The sequence below is a fragment of the Streptococcus salivarius genome (assembly GCF_009738225.1).
GTDB lineage: Bacteria > Bacillota > Bacilli > Lactobacillales > Streptococcaceae > Streptococcus.
Genome location: NZ_CP018187.1, coordinates 499,639 through 524,586 on the forward strand (window position 1 = coordinate 499,639; position 24,948 = coordinate 524,586).

24 protein-coding genes are annotated in these 24,948 nt (G+C 40.8%); 21 read left to right on the forward strand and 3 right to left on the reverse strand.

Annotation, left to right across the window (positions count from 1 at the left end; genetic code table 11):
- From rsmI to BSR19_RS02590, 6 genes are all read left to right on the forward strand, one after another.
- A complete protein-coding gene (gene rsmI / locus BSR19_RS02565) occupies window positions 1–867 on the forward strand; it encodes a 16S rRNA (cytidine(1402)-2'-O)-methyltransferase (RefSeq protein ID WP_037599640.1) in 867 nt (288 codons plus the stop codon).
- Window positions 868–1,003: 136 nt separating this feature from the next.
- Window positions 1,004–2,239, forward strand: coding sequence for an ammonium transporter (locus tag BSR19_RS02570; RefSeq protein ID WP_037599642.1), 1,236 nt, complete (start codon window positions 1,004–1,006; stop codon window positions 2,237–2,239).
- Window positions 2,240–2,249: 10 nt separating this feature from the next.
- Complete coding sequence (locus BSR19_RS02575; RefSeq protein ID WP_021144573.1) at window positions 2,250–2,591, forward strand: P-II family nitrogen regulator; 342 nt, start codon at window positions 2,250–2,252, stop codon at window positions 2,589–2,591.
- Window positions 2,592–2,681: 90 nt separating this feature from the next.
- On the forward strand, window positions 2,682–3,338 hold the full coding sequence (locus BSR19_RS02580; RefSeq protein ID WP_156246453.1) for a glucosaminidase domain-containing protein: 657 nt from the start codon (window positions 2,682–2,684) through the stop codon (window positions 3,336–3,338).
- 16 nt (window positions 3,339–3,354) lie between these two features.
- Window positions 3,355–3,933, forward strand: coding sequence for an HD domain-containing protein (locus tag BSR19_RS02585; RefSeq protein ID WP_156246455.1), 579 nt, complete (start codon window positions 3,355–3,357; stop codon window positions 3,931–3,933).
- A gap of 164 nt (window positions 3,934–4,097) precedes the next feature.
- Window positions 4,098–4,907, forward strand: coding sequence for a Cof-type HAD-IIB family hydrolase (locus tag BSR19_RS02590; RefSeq protein WP_156246457.1), 810 nt, complete (start codon window positions 4,098–4,100; stop codon window positions 4,905–4,907).
- Between the two features lie 17 nt (window positions 4,908–4,924).
- Here the strand turns inward: BSR19_RS02590 and BSR19_RS02595 are convergent, their stop codons facing one another.
- Window positions 4,925–5,434 carry a YgjV family protein gene (locus BSR19_RS02595; RefSeq protein WP_060971870.1) on the reverse strand — a complete coding sequence of 170 codons (510 nt, stop codon included), beginning with the start codon at window positions 5,432–5,434 and terminating at the stop codon, window positions 4,925–4,927.
- A 225-nt stretch (window positions 5,435–5,659) separates the two neighbouring features.
- Between BSR19_RS02595 and BSR19_RS02600 the strand changes: the two genes are divergently transcribed.
- The 9 genes from BSR19_RS02600 (at window position 5,660) to BSR19_RS02640 (ending at window position 17,028) form a co-directional block, all read left to right on the forward strand.
- Entirely contained in the window at window positions 5,660–6,736 is a 1,077-nt protein-coding gene (locus BSR19_RS02600; protein WP_156246459.1) for an SH3 domain-containing protein, read from the forward strand.
- A gap of 137 nt (window positions 6,737–6,873) precedes the next feature.
- Window positions 6,874–8,505, forward strand: coding sequence for a Na/Pi cotransporter family protein (locus BSR19_RS02605; protein ID WP_156246461.1), 1,632 nt, complete (start codon window positions 6,874–6,876; stop codon window positions 8,503–8,505).
- An 84-nt stretch (window positions 8,506–8,589) separates the two neighbouring features.
- Window positions 8,590–9,738, forward strand: a complete 1,149-nt coding sequence (nagA, locus tag BSR19_RS02610) for an N-acetylglucosamine-6-phosphate deacetylase (protein ID WP_156246463.1) — start codon at window positions 8,590–8,592, stop codon at window positions 9,736–9,738.
- 105 nt (window positions 9,739–9,843) lie between these two features.
- The gene (locus BSR19_RS02615) at window positions 9,844–11,088 is read left to right on the forward strand and encodes a YkvI family membrane protein (protein ID WP_156246465.1); all 1,245 of its coding nucleotides are present in this window, start codon (window positions 9,844–9,846) and stop codon (window positions 11,086–11,088) included.
- A 272-nt stretch (window positions 11,089–11,360) separates the two neighbouring features.
- Window positions 11,361–11,732: a GFA family protein gene (locus tag BSR19_RS02620; protein ID WP_002890241.1), complete on the forward strand. Its 372-nt coding sequence runs from the start codon at window positions 11,361–11,363 to the stop codon at window positions 11,730–11,732.
- Window positions 11,733–11,943: 211 nt separating this feature from the next.
- Window positions 11,944–12,861 (forward strand): glycine--tRNA ligase subunit alpha, encoded by a 918-nt coding sequence (gene glyQ / locus BSR19_RS02625; RefSeq protein ID WP_002886077.1) that lies wholly within the window; start codon window positions 11,944–11,946, stop codon window positions 12,859–12,861.
- A 280-nt stretch (window positions 12,862–13,141) separates the two neighbouring features.
- The gene (gene glyS, locus BSR19_RS02630) at window positions 13,142–15,178 is read left to right on the forward strand and encodes a glycine--tRNA ligase subunit beta (protein WP_156246467.1); all 2,037 of its coding nucleotides are present in this window, start codon (window positions 13,142–13,144) and stop codon (window positions 15,176–15,178) included.
- A 33-nt stretch (window positions 15,179–15,211) separates the two neighbouring features.
- Window positions 15,212–15,469 (forward strand): DUF896 family protein, encoded by a 258-nt coding sequence (locus tag BSR19_RS02635; protein WP_002886085.1) that lies wholly within the window; start codon window positions 15,212–15,214, stop codon window positions 15,467–15,469.
- Window positions 15,470–15,636: 167 nt separating this feature from the next.
- Window positions 15,637–17,028, forward strand: a complete 1,392-nt coding sequence (locus BSR19_RS02640) for an amino acid permease (protein ID WP_156246469.1) — start codon at window positions 15,637–15,639, stop codon at window positions 17,026–17,028.
- A gap of 72 nt (window positions 17,029–17,100) precedes the next feature.
- Here the strand turns inward: BSR19_RS02640 and BSR19_RS02645 are convergent, their stop codons facing one another.
- The gene (locus tag BSR19_RS02645; RefSeq protein WP_156246471.1) at window positions 17,101–17,736 is read right to left on the reverse strand and encodes a nucleotidyltransferase; all 636 of its coding nucleotides are present in this window, start codon (window positions 17,734–17,736) and stop codon (window positions 17,101–17,103) included.
- Between the two features lie 305 nt (window positions 17,737–18,041).
- Between BSR19_RS02645 and BSR19_RS02650 the strand changes: the two genes are divergently transcribed.
- Complete coding sequence (locus tag BSR19_RS02650) at window positions 18,042–19,943, forward strand: beta-glucoside-specific PTS transporter subunit IIABC (protein WP_156246473.1); 1,902 nt, start codon at window positions 18,042–18,044, stop codon at window positions 19,941–19,943.
- 36 nt (window positions 19,944–19,979) lie between these two features.
- On the opposite strand, the gene BSR19_RS02655 is transcribed toward BSR19_RS02650, so the two are convergent.
- On the reverse strand, window positions 19,980–20,738 hold the full coding sequence (locus BSR19_RS02655) for a peptidylprolyl isomerase (protein WP_037599655.1): 759 nt from the start codon (window positions 20,736–20,738) through the stop codon (window positions 19,980–19,982).
- Window positions 20,739–21,025: 287 nt separating this feature from the next.
- Between BSR19_RS02655 and BSR19_RS02660 the strand changes: the two genes are divergently transcribed.
- The 5 genes from BSR19_RS02660 to BSR19_RS02680 all read left to right on the forward strand — a co-directional run bounded on the left by BSR19_RS02660 (window position 21,026) and on the right by BSR19_RS02680 (window position 24,773).
- Entirely contained in the window at window positions 21,026–22,393 is a 1,368-nt protein-coding gene (locus tag BSR19_RS02660) for a hypothetical protein (RefSeq protein ID WP_037599657.1), read from the forward strand.
- 55 nt (window positions 22,394–22,448) lie between these two features.
- Window positions 22,449–23,234, forward strand: a complete 786-nt coding sequence (locus tag BSR19_RS02665) for a hypothetical protein (protein ID WP_037599658.1) — start codon at window positions 22,449–22,451, stop codon at window positions 23,232–23,234.
- Between the two features lie 397 nt (window positions 23,235–23,631).
- Entirely contained in the window at window positions 23,632–23,868 is a 237-nt protein-coding gene (locus tag BSR19_RS02670; RefSeq protein WP_037599660.1) for a hypothetical protein, read from the forward strand.
- Window positions 23,869–23,889: 21 nt separating this feature from the next.
- Entirely contained in the window at window positions 23,890–24,357 is a 468-nt protein-coding gene (locus tag BSR19_RS02675; RefSeq protein WP_037599662.1) for a helix-turn-helix transcriptional regulator, read from the forward strand.
- Between the two features lie 86 nt (window positions 24,358–24,443).
- Entirely contained in the window at window positions 24,444–24,773 is a 330-nt protein-coding gene (locus tag BSR19_RS02680) for a hypothetical protein (protein WP_048790465.1), read from the forward strand.
- The last annotated feature ends 175 nt before the right edge of the window (window positions 24,774–24,948 follow it).

Consider the following 24,948-nt stretch of genomic DNA (forward strand, 5'->3'; position numbering starts at 1 on the left):
ATGCGGATTCAAAAGAGTTTTAAGGGGCAATCTAGCTACGGTACCCTCTATCTGGTTCCCACACCTATTGGGAATTTGCAGGATATGACTTTTCGTAGTGTGCAAATCCTGAAAGAGGTGGATCTTATTTGTGCGGAGGACACGCGCAATACGGGTCTCTTGCTCAAGCATTTTGAGATTGAAACGAAGCAGTATTCTTTTCATGAGCACAATGCTTATGAGAAAATTCCAGATTTACTGGAGCGCTTGAAGTCAGGTCTTTCTTTGGCTCAGGTTTCTGATGCGGGGATGCCTTCTATTTCGGATCCTGGGCATGATTTGGTCAAAGCCGCCATTGCAGAGGATATTCCAGTGGTGGCCTTACCGGGAGCATCGGCTGGTATTACAGCCTTGATTGCCAGTGGTTTAGCACCCCAACCTCATATTTTTTATGGCTTCCTACCCCGTAAAAAAGGACAGCAGATTGATTTCTTCAAGGAAAAACTGTCTTATCCTGAGACACAGATTTTTTACGAGTCACCTTACCGTGTGGCGGACACCCTTGAAAATATGCATGCGGTCTATGGCAACCGTCAAGTAACTTTAGTTCGAGAATTGACCAAGCTTTATGAAGAGTACCAACGAGGATCTATTTCAGAAGTTTTAGATTATATTGCTAGTAATCCTCTCAAGGGTGAATGTTTACTGATTGTGGCTGGAGCTTCTGAAAATGATAAGGAAGAAAATCTAACATCAAATGTTACCCCGGTAGAGGCTGTAGAAGCTTTAATTGCCTCTGGAATGAAACCTAATCAGGCTATAAAAACCGTTGCTAAAGAGCGAAAAATGAATAGACAAGAGCTTTATAACCTTTTTCATGGGGTTTAAGAGGCTCTTTTTTTGTGGCAACACAAGATGTTAGAAAAGAAAGAATTATCAAAAAATTCCGTAAATACACTTGTTTGTCTCATGGTTTTGTGTTATATTATCTGACATAAAATATTTTACGCATTGGAGTGGTTTCATGGATACAGGTAGCAGTGCCTTTATATTGATTTGTTCTGCCATGGTTTGTTTGATGACACCGGCCTTGGCCTTCTTCTATGGTGGGCTTGGACGTCGTAAGAATGTTATCAATACCATGATGATGTCTGTTCTTCCCTTAGCTATAGCTTCTCTCTTGTGGATTGTTGTTGGCTACTCGCTTTCTTTTGGCGGTCATGGGAATTTCTTCGGTAATTTCAGTCACCTTTTTTTAAATGGTGTGTCTGAAACGGCCTCAAGCCGTGGTTTAACCATTTCTGATATGCTGTTTGCTGCTTTTCAGATGATGTTTTCGATTATCTGTGTGGCGATATTGACGGGTTCAGTGGTAGGACGGATGCGCTTTACACCTTTAGCCATTTTTGTTATTTTTTGGTTACTTTTTGTCTATTATCCATTTGCACATATGGTTTGGGATGAAGGGCTCCTTGCAAAATGGGGGACGATTGACTTTGCAGGTGGTGATGTGGTTCATATTACCTCAGGTGTATCAGCCCTAGTTTTGGCAATCGTTGTTGGTAAACGTCGTGATTTTGGCATTTTAGAACACCGTCCTCATAATGTTCCTTTTGTCCTATTGGGAGCGGGTCTCTTATGGTTTGGTTGGTTTGGCTTTAATGCAGGATCAGCCTTGGCTGCTAATGGTTTGGCAGTTCACGCGCTAGTAACCACTCATGTGTCAGCTGCTGCAGCCATGTTTTCATGGTTGGCAATTGAAAAACATGTCACAGGACATCCATCCTTGGTTGGTGGTTCAACCGGTTTGGTAGCAGGTCTAGTTGCAATCACACCTGGAGCTGGTTTTGTTTCAATTTGGAGTGCTATTCTAATTGGTCTTATGGTTAGTCCGATTTGTTTCTATGCTATTTCAGTCTTGAAGAAACGTTTTGCCTATGATGATGCTTTGGATGCTTTTGGTTGCCATGGTGTTGGAGGTATCTTTGGTGGTTTTGCCACTGCGATTTTTACGACACCAGATTTAGCCCTAGATAAGGCCAATATTGGCTTGATTTATGGAAAGGCGCATCTGTTTATTGTGACATTTTTGGCTATTATTTTTACAGCTATTTGGTCTGCTCTTGTGACCTATGGTATTATTAAAGTAATTGCTCATTATATGCCTTTACGTGTTAGTGACCGTGATGAAGCTATTGGTCTTGATGACTGTGAACACAAGGAAACAGCCTATCCAACCTTTATGGGCTTAGATTCGTAGGAGAATACAGATGAAAAAAGTAGAAGCGATTATTCGTTCGGATAAATTAGAAGATTTGAAAAACGCCTTGACTGGTAGTGGCTTGGCCAAAGGGATGACTGTGAGTCAAGTACTAGGTTATGGTAATCAACGTGGCTTTGCAGAGTTTGTTCGTGGACAGCGCATTGTTCCTACCTTATTAGCTAAGGTTAAGGTTGAGATTGTAGTCAAGGACATGGCAGTTGACGAAGTTGTTGAAGCTATTCGTAGTGCCGTGGCGACAGGAGAAGTTGGTGATGGGAAGATTTTTATCGTTCCTATTGATGATGTTATCCGTATTCGTACTGGTGAACGTGGTGGAGACGCCATTTAATATAATGAAGGCTTAAACCGGTTGGTTTGGGTCTTTTTTAGTGAATTTTGATATACTTAGAGGAGTTAGTATGATTGAGGGGGTGACCGATTGGCAAAAGGAAAAAAGAAAAGCAACACGAAAGCTAGACCTAAGAAAACTAAAAAGAAAAAGAAGTCTTTCTTGCTCTTTCCTAAATTTTTCCAGAAGTGGAGTCTGATTTTTATTGGCCTATTTGCCTTATTGGGACTCCTTGCTAGTTTGAATTTTCCAAGGTTGACCATGGAAAAGAACATGACATCTACGGATGAGACCACGGTTGCTTTTATTGCCGAGATTGGCGAGACGTCCCGCTATTTGGCGGCTAGAAACGATCTTTATGCATCTGTCATGATTGCTCAGGCCATCTTGGAATCTGACTCTGGACAATCTACTTTGAGTCAGAAGCCGTCCTATAACTTTTTTGGAATTAAGGGGGACTACAATGGTCAAAGTGTAACCCTACCAACCTGGGAGGATGATGGTAAGGGCAATCCTTACTATATTGATGCAGCTTTTCGTTCTTATGGCTCTGTGGAAAATTCTTTACAGGACTATGTGGACTTTCTTGAGGGGAGCTACTATGTAGGGGTGCACCGTTCCAAGACAAAGAGTTATAAAGATGCCACAGCTGCCCTAACAGGGGTCTACGCTACGGATACAACCTATGGAGACAAATTAAACAGCATCATTGAACAATACCAGTTAACCATTTATGACACTTATTAGGAAGGTGAGAGCGACAATGAGTGATTTAGATAAAACAGTTGATTTTATTAAAGAAATAGAGAAATTGAAGTCCGTAACAAGATTTAATAGAACCCTTGATGGAAGATTTGAAAATAGTGCCGAGCATTCTTGGCAGGGTGCGATAGCTTCAATTGTTCTTCAAGATTATTATCCTGAAAAATTGAATATGGAAAAGGTCATTTCTATGTTACTGATTCATGATCTAGGTGAGATCTATGCTGGAGATACTTGGGTTTTTGACGATAAAAAAAAGGTTCACTCTCATGATAGAGAGCTAGAATCTATTAAAAAAACAATGAGCATCCTTCCAGAAGAAAAATATTTGAATATGAAAGAATCTTGGCTAGAATTTGAAAAAGGGCAGAGTGCTGAGGCAAGATATGCAAGAGTCATTGACGCATTGGTACCACTAATAAATCACTTGGAAGTGTCAGAATGTAATTATAATCCAGATAATATTAGTTCAGACATGGTATTAGAAAAGAAAAAATTTATAAAAAGTGAGTCTGAAGAGTTATGGAAGCTGACGGAAGAGTTGGTTAAGAAAAGTGTAGAAAAGGGCTTGTATTTGTAATATCAATAGGCCCCCTACGGAATGGTTTATAGACAACATGATGTGTCGATTCGGCACGTCTTTTTTGATTTTTATGTGTTATAATGGAGGTAGTTACATTAGGAATTGAGATGCACACCTCGATGGATTTTTGCACTCCCTTGAAAGAGAGAAGGTTAGATAGTATGATTAAATTGATAGCAATAGATATGGATGGGACGCTTTTAGATAGCCAAAAAGAGATTCCTGAAGAGAATATTAAGGCTATTCAAGAAGCGGCTGAAGCAGGCATTAAAATCGTACTTTGTACAGGTCGCCCACGTTCGGGGATTCTTCCTCATTTTGAGAAATTGGGGCTTAGTGAAGAAGAGTACATTATCATGAACAATGGTTGCTCTACTTATGAAACTAAAAATTGGACCTTGCTTCAATCTGAAAGTTTATCTCGCCCTGAAATGGAAGAACTCTTGCAGGCTTGCGAAGACTTCCCAGAGGTGGCCCTAACCTTGACTGGAGAAAAGACTTACTATGTTGTGGGCGATGAGGTACCTGAGCTTGTAGCATATGATGCTGGCACTGTCTTCACAGAAGCGAAAGCTAGGAGTTTGGAAGATATCTTTGCGGAAGGGCAAGTGATTTTCCAAGCCATGTATATGGCAGATTCTGAACCTTTGGACGCCTTCCAAAATACTGTGCAAGATCGACTTGATCAGAGCTATAGCACAGTTCGTAGTCAAGACTATATCTTTGAAATTATGCCGCAAGGGGCAACTAAGGCCAGTGGACTTAAGCATTTGGCGGAAAAACTTGACATTAACCCAGATCAAATCATGGCTCTAGGTGATGCTGCTAATGACCTTGAAATGCTTCAATTCGTCGGTCAAAGCGTTGCCATGGGTAATGCGAGTGACGACATTAAGGCTTTGTGTAAGTATGTGACTTTGACAAATGACGAGGCAGGTGTGGCACACGCCATTCGTACTTGGGCTCTATAAGAAAAAGACCTTTAGCTTTATTGTTTGCTAAAGGTTTTTCGATTTCTGATAATGGCAATGAGAGTAGTAAGTGTGATAGTGACATCAGTGATGGCAGCTGGGTAAGCCTGAATGGTCAAATCATAAATTAGCCAAAGTAACATATTTTCAATAATGACCCAGCGAAGCCACTGAAGGTTTGGTGTGGCAGCAATAGCTAGGCTATAAGAAACTGAGGAGATGATAGGTAAATAACCAATAATCCCAAGTTGATTGAGATAGGTTCCGACGATGATTTGAATAATGATGAGGATGGTCAAGATAGTCTTGGTCATCTTCTTTTTGACCATCAGGCTATTACGTATGATGGAAATACTAATGGTTAAAGCACCGGTATAGCCTCCGAGAAGCAGGTTGGCAATAGCAGTAAAAATATAGTCGGTAATTTGCCAGACGAGCATGTTATTTTTTGATTTTGCAAAAGAGGATATAGCGACACATAGGGCACCTATGGCTGAGAATACTTGTGCTAGAAGATAGAATGTCATGGTATAACTTTCAATTTTTTGTCTCTATTGTATCACAAGGATTCAAGATATTTTCATCTCTATTTTAGAATTTACAAGTCTAATATGTTAGCGTTTACATTAGAAAATGATATAATGAAAATGTAGAAGATATTTTTCCCTTAAAAGTAGAGAGAACCTGATGTTTCCTTATAACATAGGCCCTATCTTTACTTTTTATGAAAGACTAGAAATGAGGAAATGATTATGAAAAACAAATTTTCCCAAGCAATTGTGCTTTCAATGGTTACCCTTTCCTCAATGGCTTTGCTGACGGCCTGTTCCAGCCATAAGGAATCGAGTTCAGCAGATAAGACGCCTAAGAGCAGCCAGGTGACCTCATCAAGTAGAGTTAAATCATCCAATAAAGATAGTGGTAAGACCAGCAAGTCTAGTACTAAAGTCAAGGAGTCTTCTGGTTCAAATACTGAATCTTCAAGTGCACCAAGTAGCAAAAAGTCTTCTGCACCAAGTTCAAGCAGTAGTCAGGCTCAGTCATCATCTTCAAATAGTTCATCAGTTCCCTCAAGCAGTCAGTCACAGGCTCCTAAATCTTCAAACGAGAATCAATCTTCAGCGAGTCAATCCCAAGCGCCAAAGAGCTCAAGTGATAGTCAAGCTTCAAGTAGTCAATCTAGCAGTCAAGCTCAAGCTAAAACGGATACGCAAGTGACCACTGTGGATATGGATGTGAGTGCGGTAGCGCGTGGTCAGTTTGATAGTATTGCCGGAACTTGGAAGTCTAGTGATGGCAGCCGTCTGGTCTTTAACAACACTAGCCTAATAGGAGATATAACTGCACAAGGCCAAGCGACAGTTCATAATTATGTACACCCGAAAGATGATTATCAAGAGGGCTCAGGTAAGTATGATGCTACCCTCTCAAGAGATAGGGGGGACACCTCTGGTATCGTTGGAGATATTAGCTTTGTCTCTAAAAAAGCAGCTATTTCTGGTCCAAGTTATGAACAAGATACCATTCAAGTAACCAGTACTGGTGGAACAAAAGTCTACTTTAAAGAATCAGATAATGTGACGCTACCTAAAGACGTGACAGTTACTGACAATCAACTTCCAATTGATGGTGGTATATCAGAATCTGGTAGCTACACGCTTACCAAACGTACGGCTGTCAAAAATACGCCTAGTGATACAGCTCCAGTAGAATTTTACTTAGAAGCAGGCGATAAGATTAACTTCGATTTGAAGGTTACGCAAGACGGTCATAGTTGGATTTCTTACATCAGCTATAGTGGTGTTCGCCGTTATGTTCAAGTGGATTAATTGAGATATCTAGAAAGGTCAGATTTTCTTCTGATCTTTCTATTATTTTGTGGAAAAAGTCTTGTCTATTCTCTGATAAATCGATACAATAGAAAGGTCGGTTTTACCGAAAAATTTTAAATAATGAGGACAAAAATGTGTCAGTAAATTGGCAAGATATTGCGTTTTCTTTCCTCGGTGGTTTGGGGCTTTTCCTCTTCAGTATCAAGTACATGGGAGATGGTCTTCAACAAGCAGCCGGAGATAAGTTGCGTTTTTACATCGATAAGTATACCAGCAACCCGTTTTTAGGGGTTTTGATTGGTATTGTCATGACGGCCTTGATTCAGTCGAGTTCAGGGGTTACCGTTATTGTCGTCGGTCTGGTTTCGGCAGGGCTTTTAAGTCTTCGTCAGGCTATTGGTATTGTCATGGGGGCAAATATCGGTACAACCGTAACTTCCTTCATGATTGGTTTCAAGCTTGGTGACTATGCCCTTCCAGTGATTTTCCTGGGGGCTGCGCTTCTCTTCTTTACAAGCAATAAGAAGCTCAATAACCTAGGTCGTATCTTGTTTGGTGTAGGGGGAATTTTCTTTGCCCTTAACCTTATGGGAGATGCGGTAGAACCTTTGAAGTCAGTTACAGCCTTTAAGGACTACTTGGCAACCTTGGGTGATCGCCCAGTCATGGGGGTTATCATCGGTGCTGGCTTGACCATGTTGATTCAATCGTCAGCAGCGACCATCGGTATTCTTCAGAGTCTCTACTCAGGTGGTTTGCTTGATCTGCAAGGTGCCCTTCCAATCCTCTTTGGGGATAATATCGGGACGACTATCACAGCGGTTCTAGCTGCTCTTGGTTCAAACATTGCAGCTAAACGTGTGGCAGGGGCTCACGTACTGTTCAACGTCATTGGGACGGTCTTGTGTTTGATTCTCTTGGTACCATTCACAGCCTTGATTCAATGGTTTAAGTCTGTGCTTGGTTTGACACCTGAGATGACTATCGCCTTTGCTCACGGTACTTTTAACATCGCAAATACTATTGTTCAATTCCCATTCATCGGACTCTTGGCTTACCTTGTGACTAAGATTATTCCTGGTGAAGATGAGATTAACAAGTACGAAGCACTTTACTTGGACCGTTTGCTTATCACACAAGCACCAGCTATCGCCCTTGGTAATGCTAAGAAAGAATTGGTGCACTTGGCATCGTACGCCATCCAGTCTTTGGAAGCTTCCTATGCTTTCTTTGCTAAGGGAGATGAAAAATACTTCGATAAGGTTGAGAAGTATGAAACAGCAGTTAATAGTATTGACGAAGAGTTGACAACTTATTTGATTGACATCTCTAACGAATCTCTAAGCGTTTCTGAAAATGAAGTGTTGGCAAGTGTGCTTGACTCTGTTCGTGACTTGGAGCGTATTGGTGACCTTGCAGTTGCAAGTGCAAACCTTTCACAACACATTCATAGTAAGGGAATTGAATTCTCTGATACTGCCAAGGCTGAGCTTGCGGATGTTTACAACCGTACTCACCGCATCGCCCTTGATAGTATTCGTGTGGTTGTAGATGATGACAAGGTACTTGCAGGTCAAGTCATCCTTCGTCATGAAGAGTTGGAAAAACTTGAAAAACAATTGCGTAAAATACATACCAAACGTCTTAACAATGGTGAATGTACTGCGCAAGCAGGTATCAACTATGTTGATTACCTCTCACATTACACACGTATCGCAGACCATGCGATTAATCTTGTTGAAAAGGTTACAGAGGGTGTGATTTAATAGAGAAAGCCGAGAAAAATTCTCGGCTTTTTTGATATAATGAAAGCGTATTAAGAATATAGAAAAATGATGAGAGGTGGTCCTATGACCTATTATATTTCAGCCAAACGTTTTTACTTTGAGAATAAAATCAAGGAAGGTGGCTACCTAGAGGTTGTGGATGGTCATTTCGGTGACTGGACAGAAAAGGTACCAGAAGGTGCAGAAGTACTGGATTACAGTAATTATCAGATTGCTCCGGGTCTTGTAGATACTCATATTCATGGATTTGCGGGTTATGATGTCATGGATAATTCTGAGGAAAGTCTTCTAGGTATGAGTCAAGCCTTACTTTCAGCAGGTGTGACCTCTTTCTTACCGACAGCTCTAACAGCGCCATTTGAAGAGTTAAAAGCTATTTGCCAAACAACAGCTAATACGGTTGGTAAGGAAACTGGTGCCAAAATTCAAGGGCTCTTCTTTGAAGGACCTTATTTTACTGAAACCTATAAGGGAGCTCAAAATCCTAAATACATGGGCAATCCAAGTGTGGAACAATTGAAGGCATGGCAGGAGGCAGCTCAAGGAAAATTGATTAAATTGGCTCTTGCTCCTGAACGTGAGGGAGTAGCTGAATTTATCCAAGAAGCAACCAAGCAAGGCGTAACTATTGCTCTAGGTCATTCCAATGCCACATATGAAGAAGCGATGGCAGCAGTGGCAGCTGGGGCGTCCGTTTGGGTCCACGTCTACAATGGGATGCGTGGTTTTACCCACCGTGAGCCTGGTATGGTTGGTGCAGCCTTTGATAGTCCAGAAACGATTGGTGAGTTGATCGCAGATGGTCATCACGTGGTTCCTGCAGCCTGTAAGGTTCTTATCAAGCAAAAGACACCTCGAGGAGTTGCCCTTATTACAGACTGTATGTCGGCGGGAGGACGTCCTGATGGCGACTATATGCTGGGTGAACTTCCTGTTATTGTTGAAAATGGGACTGCCCGCCTCAAAGAAGGCGGTAACCTAGCTGGATCTATCCTACAACTTAAAGATGGTGCCAAACATGTGGTTGATTGGGGACTTGTGACGGTTGCTCAAGCTCTGCAAATGGCAACTAGTGTTCCAGCTAAATCGGTTGGACTTGAAAATACTTGCGGAAGCCTAAAAGTAGGTCTACCAGCTGATTTTATCGTACTAGATGATTCCTTGGACTTACAGGCAACATATGTTGATGGGCAAAAAGGTTGGGAAAAATAAGAGAATAAGTAGCACTTTCTTATGAAGGTGCTGTTTTTAATTGATTTTTACAAAGGTGTTAGAGTAGTGTAAAATAGAAATACTTTATATTTTACAGGAGGTAATATGTCAAAACGTATTTGGAGCATTGCCCTGGCCTATGTCGGTGTAATGATTGGCGCAGGGGTATCTTCAGGGCAGGACCTCTTACAGTATTTTGTTAGTTTTGGAGCCTGGGGACTGATAGGTGTCATAGTTCTAGGAGTTTTGCATGTTGGCTTTGGGCGACTCATGATTGCTTTGGGAAGTTATTACCGCTCAGACGATCACTCAGTAGTCCTGGCAGAAATCAGTCATCCTGTTATCTACCGTATTTTGGATATCGCTTTGATTATCACTTGTTTCCTGTTTGGCTTTGTGATGACAGCGGGGGCAGGGGCTAACCTAAACCAACAGTTCGGCTTTCCGATTTGGGTAGGTGCCTTCCTGTGTACAGCTCTGACTATCTTTGTGAGTTTCCTAGATTTCAAAAAAATCATTGGTGTTATTGGAGTTTTTACCCCTATGATTTTGGTTATGATTGCCATGATATTCGTGACCAATGTTTTAGGGCGTCACTGGGATTTTGCTGAGATGGATAAGGTGTCGCAAACCATTCAATCTCCTTTTCCGAGTATTTGGCTGTCTGTGGTTAACTATTTCGCCGTTTGTGTCATGTCAGCCATAGCCATGGCCTTTGTCATGGGTGGCTCTATTCTCAAAATCAATGAAGCTGAAAAGAGTGGGGCCTGGGGAGGATTCATGGTTGGTGTGATTTTCTTCGTCACGACCTTGATTCTCTTTGCTAACAGTGATAAGAGTGCTAGCTCGGATGTTCCAATGTTGGCTATTGCTAAGAAAGTGAACCCTATCTTTGCGACGCTCTATGCCTTGGTCATCTTTGGCTTGATTTTTAATACCGTCTTTAGTCTTTACTATGCCCTTGGGAAACGTTTCTCAGCAGGTAGTGATAAGCGCTTCAAGTTGTTTGTGGTTGCATTTGCCCTAGCTGGCTTCGCTATTTCCTTCATGGGCTTCCGTCAATTGGTAGCGGTTATGTATCCTATTATCGGTTATCTGGGAATGCTGATGTTGGTCGTGCTAGTTGTGGCTAGCTACCGCGAAAAAGCCAAAATTCGTAAGGAAAAGGAAATTCGAAATCATCTCTTGTCCATCGTTGAGAAGTCTTATGATCCCAATCAGGACTTAACCCATCAGGACAAGAAAAAGGCCGAAGAACTTCGAGATGCCTCGATTATTGATAATGATATTCTCCATGAGGATGCTCATGCCCATGTTCGTCAGGAAATGGGAATCAGTAAGAAGGATTAGAATTTTATTTTACAAGTTTCTCTATTTCTGCTATAATACTGACAAGAAAGAAGGGCTTATGGCGTTTTTCTAGCGAGCTTGGGATAGTGAAAGCCAAGTAGAGCAAAGTAAGCAAGTGGCGCTTTCTCTCAGCAAAGAGCTGAAGACAAACAGATAAAATGAAGTAATAAATTAGGGTGGAACCGCGTTTCTGACGCCCCTAGTCGCAAGGCTTGGGTGTTGAAATTCGGTTCTTTTTGAATTCATCTAATGCCTAAGTAGAAAGGAGTACAATGCTTAAAGGATCTTGTTTATGTAAAGCAGTGACTTACACTCTAGATGAGGAATTATCTGAATTAGTTTTCTGCCACTGTTCATTCTGTCGGAAAGCAACTGCGTCTGCCTATACAGTTAATGCTAAAGTTAGCAGTAAAAATCTAGTATTGCATGGAAAAGAAAAGCTTGTTACGTATAGTTCTTCTCCAGGAAAACAGCGTTATTACTGCCAGAACTGTCATAGTCAAATTTTCACTGTTCAAGAAAATATACCAGAAGTCTGTGCTTTGAAATTAGGTACAATAGATGAATGCGATCAGAATTTACAAACTATTCCCAAACGTCATATTTTTCAGGATCCAGCTTTTTCTTGGTTGCTTGATAAATAAACCTAAAAAGATAATATAAATTAAAGGAGTAAATAATGTCTAAAAAACTAACCTTCCACTGCGTCAGTGGCAGAGACCTCCTTACAGTCGGACTGCCCCACGCTCAGCACTAGGGTGCCTGAGCTAGACGCAGTACTAACTCGTCCTGCCTCGTATAATCGACGAGGCAGACTCGTGTCGCAAGAAATCATTTTTAATCAAGGAGTATTCAATGTCTAAGAAATTAACATTTCAAGAAATTATTTTGACTTTGCAACAATACTGGAATGACCAGGGTTGTATGCTCATGCAGGCTTATGATAACGAAAAAGGTGCGGGAACCATGAGTCCTTACACCTTCCTTCGTGCCATTGGTCCTGAGCCATGGAATGCGGCTTATGTAGAGCCATCTCGTCGTCCAGCAGATGGTCGTTACGGGGAAAACCCAAACCGCCTTTACCAACACCACCAATTCCAAGTGGTTATGAAACCTTCTCCATCAAACATCCAAGAGCTCTACCTTGAGTCATTGGAAAAATTGGGCATCAATCCTTTGGAACACGATATTCGTTTCGTTGAAGATAACTGGGAAAACCCATCAACTGGTTCAGCTGGTCTTGGTTGGGAAGTTTGGCTTGACGGTATGGAAATCACTCAGTTCACCTACTTCCAACAAGTTGGTGGATTGGCAACTGGTCCGGTAACTTCTGAGGTCACTTACGGTTTGGAACGTTTGGCTTCTTACATCCAAGAAGTAGATTCTGTTTACGATATTGAGTGGGCTCCAGGCGTTAAATACGGGGAAATCTTCCTTCAACCAGAATACGAACACTCAAAATACAGCTTTGAAGTTTCTGACCAAGACATGCTTCTTGAAAACTTCGAAAAATTTGAAAAAGAAGCAGGACGTGCTTTGGAATTGGGTCTTGTTCACCCTGCCTATGACTACGTTTTGAAATGTTCACATACTTTTAACTTGCTAGATGCTCGTGGCGCTGTTTCTGTTACAGAACGTGCCGGTTACATTGCCCGCATCCGTAACTTGGCCCGTGTCGTTGCTAAAACCTTCGTCGCAGAACGCAAAAAACTCGGATATCCACTTCTCGACGAAGCCACACGCGCCAAACTCCTAGCAGAAGAGGAAGAATAATAAGCGTTACAAGAATGGAAAATGGGCAAACAAAGTGAGCCCACATGGCTACCCAGAGGCAAGTCGAAGACTTGCTAAAGGGATAGGCGCCGCTGTACTGGTATATGGGGATTTTTGAAACGTTAGGTTCAAAAATCAGTTAGCTAAATCCACTTTGATGAGACTGTTGGAAATCTATGTCAAGGAGACACCAGATTTCCATACAGCCTCACAAAGTTAGTTAGCAACGTCCCCAGTACCTAAGGCGCCTATCAAAAAAGAATTTTGTAAAGGAAGAAACATGACAAAAAACTTATTAGTAGAACTTGGACTTGAAGAGTTGCCAGCCTACGTTGTCACACCAAGTGAAAAACAACTCGGGGAGAAAATGGCAGCCTTCTTGGATGATAACCGTCTCTCATACGAAAGCATTCAAACCTTCTCAACACCACGCCGTTTGGCAGTCCGTGTGATTGGTTTGGCTGATCAACAATCCGATTTGACCGAAGATTTTAAAGGCCCTTCTAAGAAAATCGCTTTGGATGCAGAAGGTAACTTCTCAAAAGCTGCGCAAGGATTTGTCCGTGGGAAAGGCTTGACTGTTGACGATATCGAATTCCGTGAAGTCAAAGGTGAAGAGTACGTTTATGTTACTAAACACGAAGCTGGAAAACCTGCTAAAGAAGTTTTGGTTGGCGTTCCAGAAGTGCTTGCTTCATTGACTTTCCCTGTCAGCATGCACTGGGCTAACAACACATTTGAATACATTCGCCCAGTTCACACCTTGACAGTTCTTTTGGGCGACGAAGCGCTTGACCTTGACTTCTTGGATATCAAGTCAGGTCGTGTGAGTCGTGGACATCGTTTCCTTGGACATGAAGTGGAAATTACCAATGCGGATTCTTATGAGGAAGACCTTCGTACTGTTTACGTGATTGCGGATAGCAAAGAACGTGAAAACATGATTCGTGAGCAAATCAAAGCTATCGAAGCAGAACAAGGTGTTCAAGTCCAAATCGAAGAAGGACTTTTGAATGAAGTCTTGAACTTGGTCGAATACCCAACTGCATTTATGGGAAGTTTCGATACTAAGTATTTGGACGTTCCAGAAGAAGTCTTGGTGACCTCAATGGAAACCCACCAACGTTACTTTGTTGTACGTGACCTTGATGGTAAGTTGAAACCAAACTTCATCTCAGTCCGTAACGGTAACGCCGAGCACTTGGAAAATGTTGTTCGAGGAAATGAAAAAGTCTTGGTGGCCCGTCTTGAAGATGGTGAATTCTTCTGGCGTGAAGACCAAAAGCTTAAGATTGAAGACCTCGTTGCTAAATTGGCTAACGTGACTTTCCATGAAAAAATCGGTTCTCTCTCAGAACACATGGCGCGTGCTGGTGTCATTGCCGCGTCATTGGCTGAGCAAGCTGGTTTGACTGCCGAAGAAACTGCAGCCGTAGCGCGTGCAGCTGAAATTTACAAATTTGACCTCTTGACTGGTATGGTCGGAGAGTTCGATGAATTGCAAGGAATCATGGGTGAAAAATACGCCCTCCTTGCTGGTGAGGATGCTGCGGTTGCGACAGCTATCCGTGAGCATTACCTTCCTGATTCAGCAGACGGAGCTCTTCCAGAGACTAAGGTTGGTGCTATCCTTGCGCTTGCAGATAAATTGGATACTCTCCTTTCCTTCTTCTCAGTTGGCTTGATTCCATCAGGTTCAAATGACCCTTATGCGCTTCGTCGTGCAACACAAGGGATTGTTCGTATCTTGGATGCTTTTGGTTGGCACATCCCTATGGATGAGTTGATCGACAGCCTTTACGCCCTTTCATTTGATAGTCTTTCTTATGACAATCAAGCAGAAGTCATCAACTTCATCAAAGCGCGTGTGGATAAGATGATGGGACGCACATCTAAAGATATCAAGGAAGCCGTTCTTGCTGGTTCAAACTTTGTCGTGGCAGATATGCTTGAAGCAGCTGACGCCCTCTCAGAAGCTGCTAAGGCTGATGGTTACAAGGCAGCTGTTGAATCACTCTCACGTGCCTTCAACTTGGCAGAAAAAGCAGATGCTTCAGTAGCAGTCGATGCAAGTCTCTTTGAAAATGACCAAGAAAAAGCCCTTTCTAAAGCGATTGAAGAGCTTGAATTGACTGGTTCAGCTAGTGACAAATTGGCTCAGCTCTTTGCTCTTAGCCCAGTCATCGATGCCTTCTTTGACAATACCATGGTTATGGCAGAAGATGAGGCTGTTAAAAACAACCGTTTGGCCCTTCTTTCGGGTCTTGTGGCTAAAGCCAAAGCTGTTGCAGCCTTTAATCAATTGAATACAAAATAAGTACCTGTTGACAGGTAGAAAGTAGGTCTTATTATGACACCTGAAAAAATTGCTCGTATCAATGAGCTTGCCAAAAAGAAAAAAACAGAAGGCTTGACACCAGAAGAAGAGGTAGAACAAGCAAAACTTCGTGAAGAATACATTGAGGGTTATCGTCGCTCAGTTCGTCACCACATCGAAGGAATTAAAGTGGTTGACGAAGAAGGTAACGATGTGACACCTGAAAAACTACGTCAAGTCCAACGTGAAAAAGGCTTGCATGGTCGTAGCCTTGATGATCCTGAATCATAATAACTAGTAACAAGGGTTTGGAAGTTTTCCAAGCCCTTGTTTTGAAGTATAAAATTCTGAATATTCTGTATAATATTGACCGATTATTTCAAAAATGGTACAATATAAGTTATGTTAAAAATTGCAGGACTCAATAAGTCTTGCTTAATAGAATTGGAGTGAAAAAAATGTCGCAAAAGCAACATCATAAAGACGACGACAACCAGACTGAGAATGGGATGGTGCGTGGTCTTCAAAACCGTCACGTCCAGCTGATTGCCATCGCTGGTACAATCGGTACAGGTCTCTTCCTTGGGGCAGGGCGTTCCCTTTCCCTAACAGGACCTTCAATCATACTTGTTTATATGCTGACAGGTGTCTTCATGTACCTCATGATGCGAGCTATCGGTGAGATGCTCTACATGGACCCGGACCAACATACCTTTATTAATTTTATTACGAAATACCTTGGTAAAGGCTGGGGATTCTTCTCAGGTTGGTCTTACTGGGTATCACTGGTATTTCTTGGTATGGCAGAAATTACGGCTGTATCGAACTATGTGCAGTTTTGGTTTCCAAGTTGGCCTGCCTGGCAGATTCAGATTGTCTTCTTGATTATCCTGAGTTCGGTTAACTTGATTGCGGTTAAGATCTTCGGGGAAGTTGAGTTTTGGTTTGGGATGATCAAGATTGTCACCATTCTTGCCTTGATAGCTACAGGGATATTTATGGTAGCAACTAACTTTGAAACGCCAGCTGGACATGCTAGTCTTAACAATATCACACAAGGTTTCCAGATGTTCCCTAAAGGTTGGGTGAGCTTTGTCATGACCTTCCAAATGGTCTTCTTTGCCTACCAAGCCATCGAATTTGTAGGGATTACAACATCTGAGACAGCAAATCCACGTAAGGTTTTACCAAAGGCAATTAAGGAAATTCCGATTCGTATTGTCATTTTCTATGTGGGTGCCCTCATTGCCATCATGGCTATCTTCCCATGGCAAAAACTTCCAGTTAATGAATCACCCTTCGTAACGGTCTTCCAAATGGTTGGTATCAAGTGGGCAGCGGCTTTCATTAACTTTGTCGTTTTGACAGCAGCAGCCTCTTCTTTGAATTCAACACTTTATTCAACTGGCCGTCACCTTTTCCAAATCGCTAGGGAAACACCAAACAGTAAGGTTATGAAATCTTTGAAACTTGATACCTTGGCCCGTAATGGTATTCCTTCACGTGCTATCATTGTTTCAGCCATTGTAGTTTGTGTTTCAGCCTTCATCAACGTCTTACCTGGTGTATCTGACGCCTTCGCTTTGATTACCGCATCTTCATCGGGTGTCTACATTGCCATCTATATTTTGACCATGCTTGCTCATCTCAAGTACCGTAAGTCTCAAGAGTTTATGGCAGATGGCTTCCTTATGCCAGCCTATAAGATTCTTAATCCATTGACTATCCTTTTCTTCATCTTCGTCTTTGTTTGTCTCTTCTTGCAAAAGTCAACAGTTGTCGGAGCTATCGGAGCAGCCATCTGGATTGTAGTGTTTAGTATCTACAGTAATTGGAAACACAGTAAATAAGTCGATTTAGCTCACCTTTATGGTGGGCTTTTTTAGTTGCCAAAAAAGGACACAAGGTGTCCCAATTGTTATCTATGCAATACTTTCTTGGCTTCCATGGTGAAAGAAACCACTTAAGAGGCCCTTACTACGATGGAAAATAGCAGGCTTGTGATCGTTGTGCGAACGACCATTAACATCAAGTTTAGCCCATTCAAGAGCCTGGTGGGCATTTCGGTCTGAGACTGTAGATGTCCCAATATAGCTGTAGATGCCTGCCTGAGCGAGAATAAAACCTTGCAGTTGGCGAATATGTTCATCATTGAGTGTTTCGGAAAAATGAATCTTAACTGTCTTATAAGTTAATGCTTGGACAGACTCAACGATAGGTGAGTCTGCTAAGAGGTGCAAAAGTTCTTGATGCTTAGTAAAGGACTTATCATAGTCCATTGGAAGAATTATAGTATGGGTAATCCAATCTTCCAAGTTGGCTTTAGCCTTTTTACTAAGACCTCTTGCTGTGATACTGAGGTTATCTATATTGAAAGGAAGTTGGTCGATGTGAGCAGTATTTGAACCATATACCTTTCTGAAAAGCGGTGTACTTGATAGAATATGTCCAGTAGGAGAAATAATAGCTAAGGCAGTTTCCTTGGTTTGGTAACCAAGCTCGTGGCATTCCATGCTAGCGTATGTATCTTTAAATTCAATAATTGCACTTGTTTTCATCGTGTAACTCTCTTTCTGTTAGTTTATAAACTAACAATAGTTTATCATGACTTATTATCTTGGTCAAGATTTTACCTCAAAAAACAAAAAATATTTTTGTAAGGGCTTGCAAAAATATTTGAACTCTGATATTATATAACCATAGCAAAAGGATTGTTACTGGTCAGCAGGCAAAACCTAGATAAATACGAAAAACTAATGGGAGTAGTGTATACTCACCCTAATTGGTTCTTGGTATTTATTTAGGTTTTTTTCGTTGAAAAAGCCTCGAAAGAACTAAAATCCTAGAAAAGAAAGGAGCCCTTATGGCTAAATATACTGAATTAGCTGAAGACATTCTCAAACACGTTGGTGGTAAGCAAAATGTCAATAGCTTAAAACATTGTGTGACACGTTTGCGCTTTGATTTGAAAGATGAGTCTAAAGCAGATGATGACTACCTTAAGAACCGTGACGGTGTTGTTACTGTTGTTAAGGCAGGTGGTCAATATCAGGTGGTTATCGGTAACCATGTCCCTGATGTTTATGCGGAGGTTCTCCAAGTTGGCGGTCTTCCAGCAGGTGGTAGTCTTGATATTGATGAAGGTGATGCGCCTAAAGGGAATCTCTTTGACCGCTTTGTATCTTTGGTTTCAAGTATTTTCCAACCTTTCCTTGGACCTTTAGCTGCAGCGGGGATTATCAAAGGGATAGTTGCTATCATGGCAGCTTGTGGCTTGTCAGCTGCAACGAGTCCTATGTATGTCATCTTTAATGCAGCAGGAGATGGTTTCTTCCAGTTCTTGCCAATCTTAATTGCTTTGACATCTGCTCGTCGTTTCAAGGTTAATGAGTTTACAGCTATTGCGATTGCAGCGGCACTTGTTTATCCTGATATTGCTACGCTGGTGACTGCTCTTCAGAAAGCTGGTCAAGGTCATGCTCTAGGAGTTATTCCATTTGCACTTCCTGCAGGAGGTTACCTCTCAACAGTAATGCCTTCTATCTTGGCCATCTGGGTAGCTTCTCACATTCAAAAATTCTTTACTAAGATTATCCCAGATGTCATTAAAGTCTTTGCGGTACCTTTCTTTACATTACTCATTACTGTCCCATTGACATTCTTGGTGGTAGGACCAGTTGCTAATACTTTCTCTGATGGATTGACAAGCCTTTTCCAAGCAATCATGAACTTTAGTCCGATTGTCTTTGGTCTTATACTCGGTATCTCGTGGCAAGTCTTGGTTATGTTCGGAATGCACTGGGCGCTTGTTCCCCTTGCTATCCTAGATGTGGCAACAAACGGAAGTTCTATTATTCTTTCGGCAGCTATTCTTCCATGTTTCACGCAAACAGGTGTGTTGGGAGCTATCATGCTTAAAACGAAAGAAGAAAAAGTCCGTACCATCTCTATGCCAGCCTTCATTTCATCTATTTTTGGGGTTACAGAACCTGCTATCTATGGGGTAACCCTTCCAATGAAAACGCCATTCTACATTTCATGTGGTGTTTCAGGACTTATGGGGGCTGCCATGATGGCCCTAGATATTAAGACGTATTCAATAGGTGGTCTGGGTGTCTTTGTCTTCCCAAGCCTTATTGGGCCTGACGGTAACCTTTCTAAAGTTATCTTTGCCATTATTATTGCCATTGTGGGTGGTGTTCTTGCCTTCCTCATCCAACTTTTTGTCCGAGTACCAAATCTATACGGTGGTGGGGCAGCTAAGGTTGAGGAAAAAGCTGAAGAAGCTGCACCCGCTCCTAAGGAAATTCAACAAGAAATTATTGCAAGCCCACTTATCGGGAATGTTGTCCCACTTGACCAAGTTCCTGACCAAGTCTTTGCCTCAGGAGCTATGGGTAAAGGTATCGCTATTGACCCTACTGATGGGGTAGTTGTCGCACCAGCTAAGGCAACTGTTAATTTAGTCTTCCCTACTGGTCATGCGATTGGTTTGACAACTGAAAATGGTGCAGAGCTTCTCATTCATATTGGTATGGACACTGTTTCTCTTGCTGGTAAAGGTTTCAAGACCTATGTGGAAGCAGGTGAAGTCGTAGAAGCAGGACAGAAACTTATAGAATTTGACCTAGCAACTATCCGAGATGCTAAATTACCAGTTATCACGCCAGTCATTGTGACCAATACAGCTGACTTTAATGATGTCTTAACGACTAAAGAAGCTCGTGTTAACACTGGCGACTATCTCCTCACTGCTGTTAAATAAAAAAGAAATCCGAGAATCAACTTCTCGGATTTTTGTTTATTTGAATTTGTAGTCTTTCACAACTTCAACGGAATTAACCGTTACATTTTCTTTTGGTTTGCTGTTGTCATCGACTTCAAGGTTTGCAATGGTATCAACGACATCCATGCCTTTGATGACTTGTCCAAAGACAGTATATTTGGTATCACCAGCTGGGTAACCACCTTTTTTGTAGGCGTCAATGATAGGTTTTGGATAGCCAGCATTTCCTAGTTGCTTGCTTTGATCGTCCTTGTTTTGAACAATGTAGAATTGGCTGCCATTTGAATTCTTAGCACCAGTATTGGCCATAGCAAGTGCGCCACGGATGTTGTAGAGGAATGGTGTAGGCTCAACAGCGAAACCTTTCTTCCAGATAGATTCTCCGCCAGTACCGTCACCCTTAGGGTCACCACTTTGAATCATGAAGTCCTTGATGACACGGTGGAAGGTAAGACCATCATAGTATTTGTCCTTGGCATGTTTCAAGAAGTTTTCAGAAGCCTTTGGAGCAAGTGTAGGGAAGAGTTTGACTGTGATATCACCCTTTGAAGTGTGGAGGATAACTTCAGCTTCGTCCTTACCGACCTTGTCAGACAACTGTGGAAAGGCATCTTTTCCAGATTTTTGGGCTTTTTCTAATTGTTTAGTGAATATCTTATTATCAACATAAGCATCTCCACGAACGACGCGTGCGATGTTCTCACGAAAGGCAAAACCTAGGCCTGCGATAACAAGTACAATAATTAATGGAATGTACTTTTTAATGTTTTTCATATATAACTCCTTTGGTGCATTATACCTACTATTGTAGCAGAAAAAAACCTTTTGGGAAACGGTTAACAGAGGTCTTTAAATATGGTAGAATGGAACTATCAACAAGAAAATGAACATGGGACTAGATATAGGGAAAGGTTGCCTCAGGCTAAAAAGTGAGGGCTGACTTTTGGAAGGACGCATGCTACTTGCTCTTATCAGAGATAGGTGTCTAAATTCTAACTATAGAAAACTTCGCTAAGCTGAAGGGGCCTCTTGTTTGGATTTCTTGAAAAAAGGAGATTTTTATGTCAACTAAAGCAGAATGGGCTGAACTCTTTGAGTCGGTACACGGGCGTAAGCCTAGCCCCCAAGAATTTTTGGATGCTAAAGCAGCTGACTTTGATACAAGTGCTTTGGCTGCTCAAGCAGCATCTGTAGAAGCACCAGCTAATGAACCTGTCGCTGAAGAAGTAGCTCCAGAACCAGTTGCTACTGAAGAAGTCACAGAACAAGATGACATCGCAGATGTAGCTGAAACAGCTGAGGATGCCGTCGCAGAACAAGCAAGCAGTGAATCACCATTTGGTGCAGAAGCTTTCTCAGAAGCACCTGTGCAACAACCAACACCACAATTTGATTCAAGCATGTTTGAAAAGGCACCTATCTCATCAGCTCAAGGATTTGGAACAGTTCCTAATCCAGCAGCAGCTGGCTCAGCAGATAAACCTCTTTTCAATCTTATCTTGCCAATCGTTGCGATTGCACTTTCAGTAATCTTTGCAGTCTTGGCATGGTTTGTAGGTCCTGCTTGGCTCTTCATCATCTTGACAGTCCTCGCAGTTGCGGTGGCAGTTGTTTCACTTGTCTTTAGCCTTAAATCAAGCAAGAAATTGCTTTCAATCATTGCAACAGGTGTTGCTGGTCTCATGCTCTTTGTGTCTATTGGTGGTTTGATTTTCCAAATCTCTCAAAACGCTAGTGATAACACAAGCTCAAGCAAGACATCAAAAGTTGCTGATAAAGACGATGATGCTGACAAGAAAAATGATGACAGCGATTCAAAATCTGACTCTAAATCTGATTCAAAAGGTGATAGCACTGACGTCAACGATTACATTGACAAAAATGCTAAATTTGACTGGAATGAATCTAAGTTCCAGAAATTGAAAGTCGGTAAAGATACCGTTAAGTCTATCATCAAGACTTATGGTAAGGCTTCTGATGCACAAATCTCTGGCGATGAGATGAAGTTGAACTACTCTGGTAAAGACTATGGTGAAAGTGTTTACCTAACCTTTACGAAACAATATGATGGTACATTTATCTTGTCATATGCTTCAGGTAGATTCCCTCAAGATAAGGTAGAAGTTGATAAGTCTTATAAAGCTGACTGGACAAAAGAACAGTTTGATGCTCTCAATAAGGGGGATTACACTGATCCATCAAACGGTACAAAACTTGAAGATGTCGTTAAGGATCACCCTAAAGCTTCAAGTGCAGAATACACGATTTCAACATCTCGTCAAGGTGAATTCAAAAAAGAAATGACTATTTCTTATAGTGATTATAAGGCTGAAGATGGCAAACTCAAGAGTGTTTACTTGTCATTTGATACCAAAGAAGGTGAAGATACATTCTACCTTACTTATAAATCAGGTCCAGATGAGGATTAATTAAGGGACAGGAGGGGAAACCTTCCTTTTTTTTCTTGATAAAAGGAGAAAGCTATTGAAATTCTTAAATTATACATTCGAGCAAAGTCAGTCTCTTGTCACTAAGGAGACCGTAGAAAAGCTCAATCAAAAAGGAAGCTGGAAACGATTTATTGGCTTGTTAATCACTTCAATTGTTATTTATTTCTTCTCCATTGCTATGCCCATGTTTATAAAAGGATTGACAGTTGATCAAAATCCAACATTTTCTTGGATTCAGTGGCCAGTCATTCTCTTGTATGTAGTCATGTATCTGATCTATCTTTTCTTTTCAATAAAGTACAGAAGAAGCCCGATGAAACTAAAATTCTGCACCTACTTTTATATGGTCGTCTTACTCGCTATCTTTACAGTATGTGCTGGTATAATGATGATGACACGACGAAATATTGTCAGTATACTATCGGGGGCTATGTTTCTTCTGTCCATTTATTATTTGATTCGAACGGTTCCCCGTAAACTGAGAGAAGCCGTTCAAAATCAGACAGAGTTTAGCCCTATGGTAGCTCTTGTAACCGAAAAAATTTCAGATGGCTTGGTCTTTTTAGGAGGAACGGGGATTACAGCTGGACTGGTACTGTTTGACCGCTCTACCGGGAGCGACATCAGAGGGAGTATTGATGCAGTTTTGATGCCCCTAATGCCTGCTATTTTTGTCTTTGCGACTTATGTCTTTTCCATTGATTTGCTACGAGGCTATTACCTCTTCAAATACTCCGAGCGATATAGAGAGCAGTTTGGCTACTCAGCTAAGGACTGGTATGGCGAGAAGTCGAAGGAGTATAGGAGGATGCAGGGGTAAGGTGCATAGAGAAGACCAACAGGTTTTGAAGTTAATTATAAGATTGATGGAAACGTAATAAAGATGATTAAAGTTAATGAAAGTGTAACTACAAAAGTAGAAGCTTCAAAAATATGAAGGTCGTAGTCCAACGTTTTGGTCTCGAAGACAAACAAAAGTTTATGAAAATATAGACTTTAAAATAGTACAGCTTAATTATTATAAAATTTCACTGTCTTTAGATTCTAATGTACTGCCATTTCGTACTTTTAAGAGGTAATATTCTCCTCGTTGCGTAATGACTTGGAGCGTTGCATCCTAGTTTCTAAGGACGTTGCGCATATTTTACTATTCGTTGCGTGCTTTTAGTCATGGGTCTTGATAAATTTAAAGTAACAAATCTGAGGAGGTATTCTTAATGTTACAATTTATTAAGAAAAACAAAACTAATTTTATATGGGTGCTTGCTTTTGGATTAATGGGGTTGATACTGAAACCTTTAGTTAATTTATTGGTCAGTTTATCAAACAAATATCCGTGGGTTACGAGAATGTTATTGTTTCTATTACTCGTTGCTACTTACTTTATTTATAAACTTCCTCTCTATATAATATTAATAGCAATTTTGTTGATAGAGCCTTTTATCGAAGAATAGAAATAAGCTAGGGGTATTAAAATGGACATTGCTACGTTGATTAAAGAATATAGAACTAAAACAGGTATGACTCAGCAAGAACTTGCAGATAAAGTATTTGTTACTCGTCAGACGATTTCTAAATGGGAATTAGGAAAAAGTGAACCTGATAATGTTTCACTGGAACTATTATTTAAAGAGATGAATATTGAAAAAGAATCTCAAAAAGGCATTAAAGCTAATTTAATTAGCAGAAAAAATATTTTACTTACAATCATTGCCGTTTTATTCTCTCCATCGATACTTATCATTAGACTATTGGTACTTAAAATAGGCAAGATAGAAAATAAAAGATTAGTCATTTTGATCAATACCTTTCTCTTTATAATAATTGGCATTTATCTGAAGAGTTTAAAGGATAATGTATACTTTGGTTTCTTGGGAATCATTGCAATTGCTTATAGCCTTTATAGTTTTTATAAGCTTAGTTTGGAGATTAAAAAAGACTAGATACATAGCTATACATTTAAATATAAAAAACTAGTCTTACTAATACTAGACTGTATATATGTGCAAGATTTCTAAAGGATGAAGTTATGTCAGTAATCTACTCAAAAGTAAAAATGTCAAATAATATTTTTGAAGCTTGTAAATTGGTAAGAAACTTTATGACTATACCAATTAGTGAGATAAAAAATAGGATTCAAAAGGGAGAAGTTTTATTAGAATGTAATTATCTAGATTTAGAGGAATTGATAAAAATGAGGACCCTCCTAGAAAGTCTTGAAACATTAGGTGCTCAAATATATTTATATGAAGGAGATTACGAGGTAAGTATGGAATTCCTTAGTAATACAATCGAGTCATATAAGGGTATTGCTGAAGATAGAGAAAAGATAGATGAATTGATGTTTTCTGATGAGTAATAAATAAACCATAATGTGAACTGCCCCCAAAAAGTGTGATAGAGAAAATCTAACTTTTGGGTGCAGTTTCTTTTCTTCTTCCATCCATTTTCATGAGATGGCTTGTCACTTAAGCACCTAAGGTAGTCTCAAAAAATTCTCTCTTATATCCGATTTTATTTTCATAAGACGAGAT

Excerpts from the sequence above, each read along its gene's own strand:
- rsmI (WP_037599640.1), top strand. The coding sequence starts at position 1 with ATGCGGATTCAAAAGAGTTTTAAGGGGCAATCTAGCTACGGTACCCTC.
- BSR19_RS02570 (WP_037599642.1), top strand. The coding sequence starts at position 1,004 with ATGGATACAGGTAGCAGTGCCTTTATATTGATTTGTTCTGCCATGGTT.
- BSR19_RS02575 (WP_021144573.1), top strand. The coding sequence starts at position 2,250 with ATGAAAAAAGTAGAAGCGATTATTCGTTCGGATAAATTAGAAGATTTG.
- BSR19_RS02585 (WP_156246455.1), top strand. The coding sequence starts at position 3,355 with ATGAGTGATTTAGATAAAACAGTTGATTTTATTAAAGAAATAGAGAAA.
- BSR19_RS02590 (WP_156246457.1), top strand. The coding sequence starts at position 4,098 with ATGATTAAATTGATAGCAATAGATATGGATGGGACGCTTTTAGATAGC.
- BSR19_RS02595 (WP_060971870.1), bottom strand. The coding sequence starts at position 5,434 with ATGACATTCTATCTTCTAGCACAAGTATTCTCAGCCATAGGTGCCCTA.
- BSR19_RS02600 (WP_156246459.1), top strand. The coding sequence starts at position 5,660 with ATGAAAAACAAATTTTCCCAAGCAATTGTGCTTTCAATGGTTACCCTT.
- nagA (WP_156246463.1), top strand. The coding sequence starts at position 8,590 with ATGACCTATTATATTTCAGCCAAACGTTTTTACTTTGAGAATAAAATC.
- BSR19_RS02615 (WP_156246465.1), top strand. The coding sequence starts at position 9,844 with ATGTCAAAACGTATTTGGAGCATTGCCCTGGCCTATGTCGGTGTAATG.
- BSR19_RS02620 (WP_002890241.1), top strand. The coding sequence starts at position 11,361 with ATGCTTAAAGGATCTTGTTTATGTAAAGCAGTGACTTACACTCTAGAT.
- glyQ (WP_002886077.1), top strand. The coding sequence starts at position 11,944 with ATGTCTAAGAAATTAACATTTCAAGAAATTATTTTGACTTTGCAACAA.
- glyS (WP_156246467.1), top strand. The coding sequence starts at position 13,142 with ATGACAAAAAACTTATTAGTAGAACTTGGACTTGAAGAGTTGCCAGCC.
- BSR19_RS02635 (WP_002886085.1), top strand. The coding sequence starts at position 15,212 with ATGACACCTGAAAAAATTGCTCGTATCAATGAGCTTGCCAAAAAGAAA.
- BSR19_RS02640 (WP_156246469.1), top strand. The coding sequence starts at position 15,637 with ATGTCGCAAAAGCAACATCATAAAGACGACGACAACCAGACTGAGAAT.
- BSR19_RS02645 (WP_156246471.1), bottom strand. The coding sequence starts at position 17,736 with ATGAAAACAAGTGCAATTATTGAATTTAAAGATACATACGCTAGCATG.
- BSR19_RS02650 (WP_156246473.1), top strand. The coding sequence starts at position 18,042 with ATGGCTAAATATACTGAATTAGCTGAAGACATTCTCAAACACGTTGGT.
- BSR19_RS02655 (WP_037599655.1), bottom strand. The coding sequence starts at position 20,738 with ATGAAAAACATTAAAAAGTACATTCCATTAATTATTGTACTTGTTATC.
- BSR19_RS02660 (WP_037599657.1), top strand. The coding sequence starts at position 21,026 with ATGTCAACTAAAGCAGAATGGGCTGAACTCTTTGAGTCGGTACACGGG.
- BSR19_RS02670 (WP_037599660.1), top strand. The coding sequence starts at position 23,632 with ATGTTACAATTTATTAAGAAAAACAAAACTAATTTTATATGGGTGCTT.
- BSR19_RS02675 (WP_037599662.1), top strand. The coding sequence starts at position 23,890 with ATGGACATTGCTACGTTGATTAAAGAATATAGAACTAAAACAGGTATG.
- BSR19_RS02680 (WP_048790465.1), top strand. The coding sequence starts at position 24,444 with ATGTCAGTAATCTACTCAAAAGTAAAAATGTCAAATAATATTTTTGAA.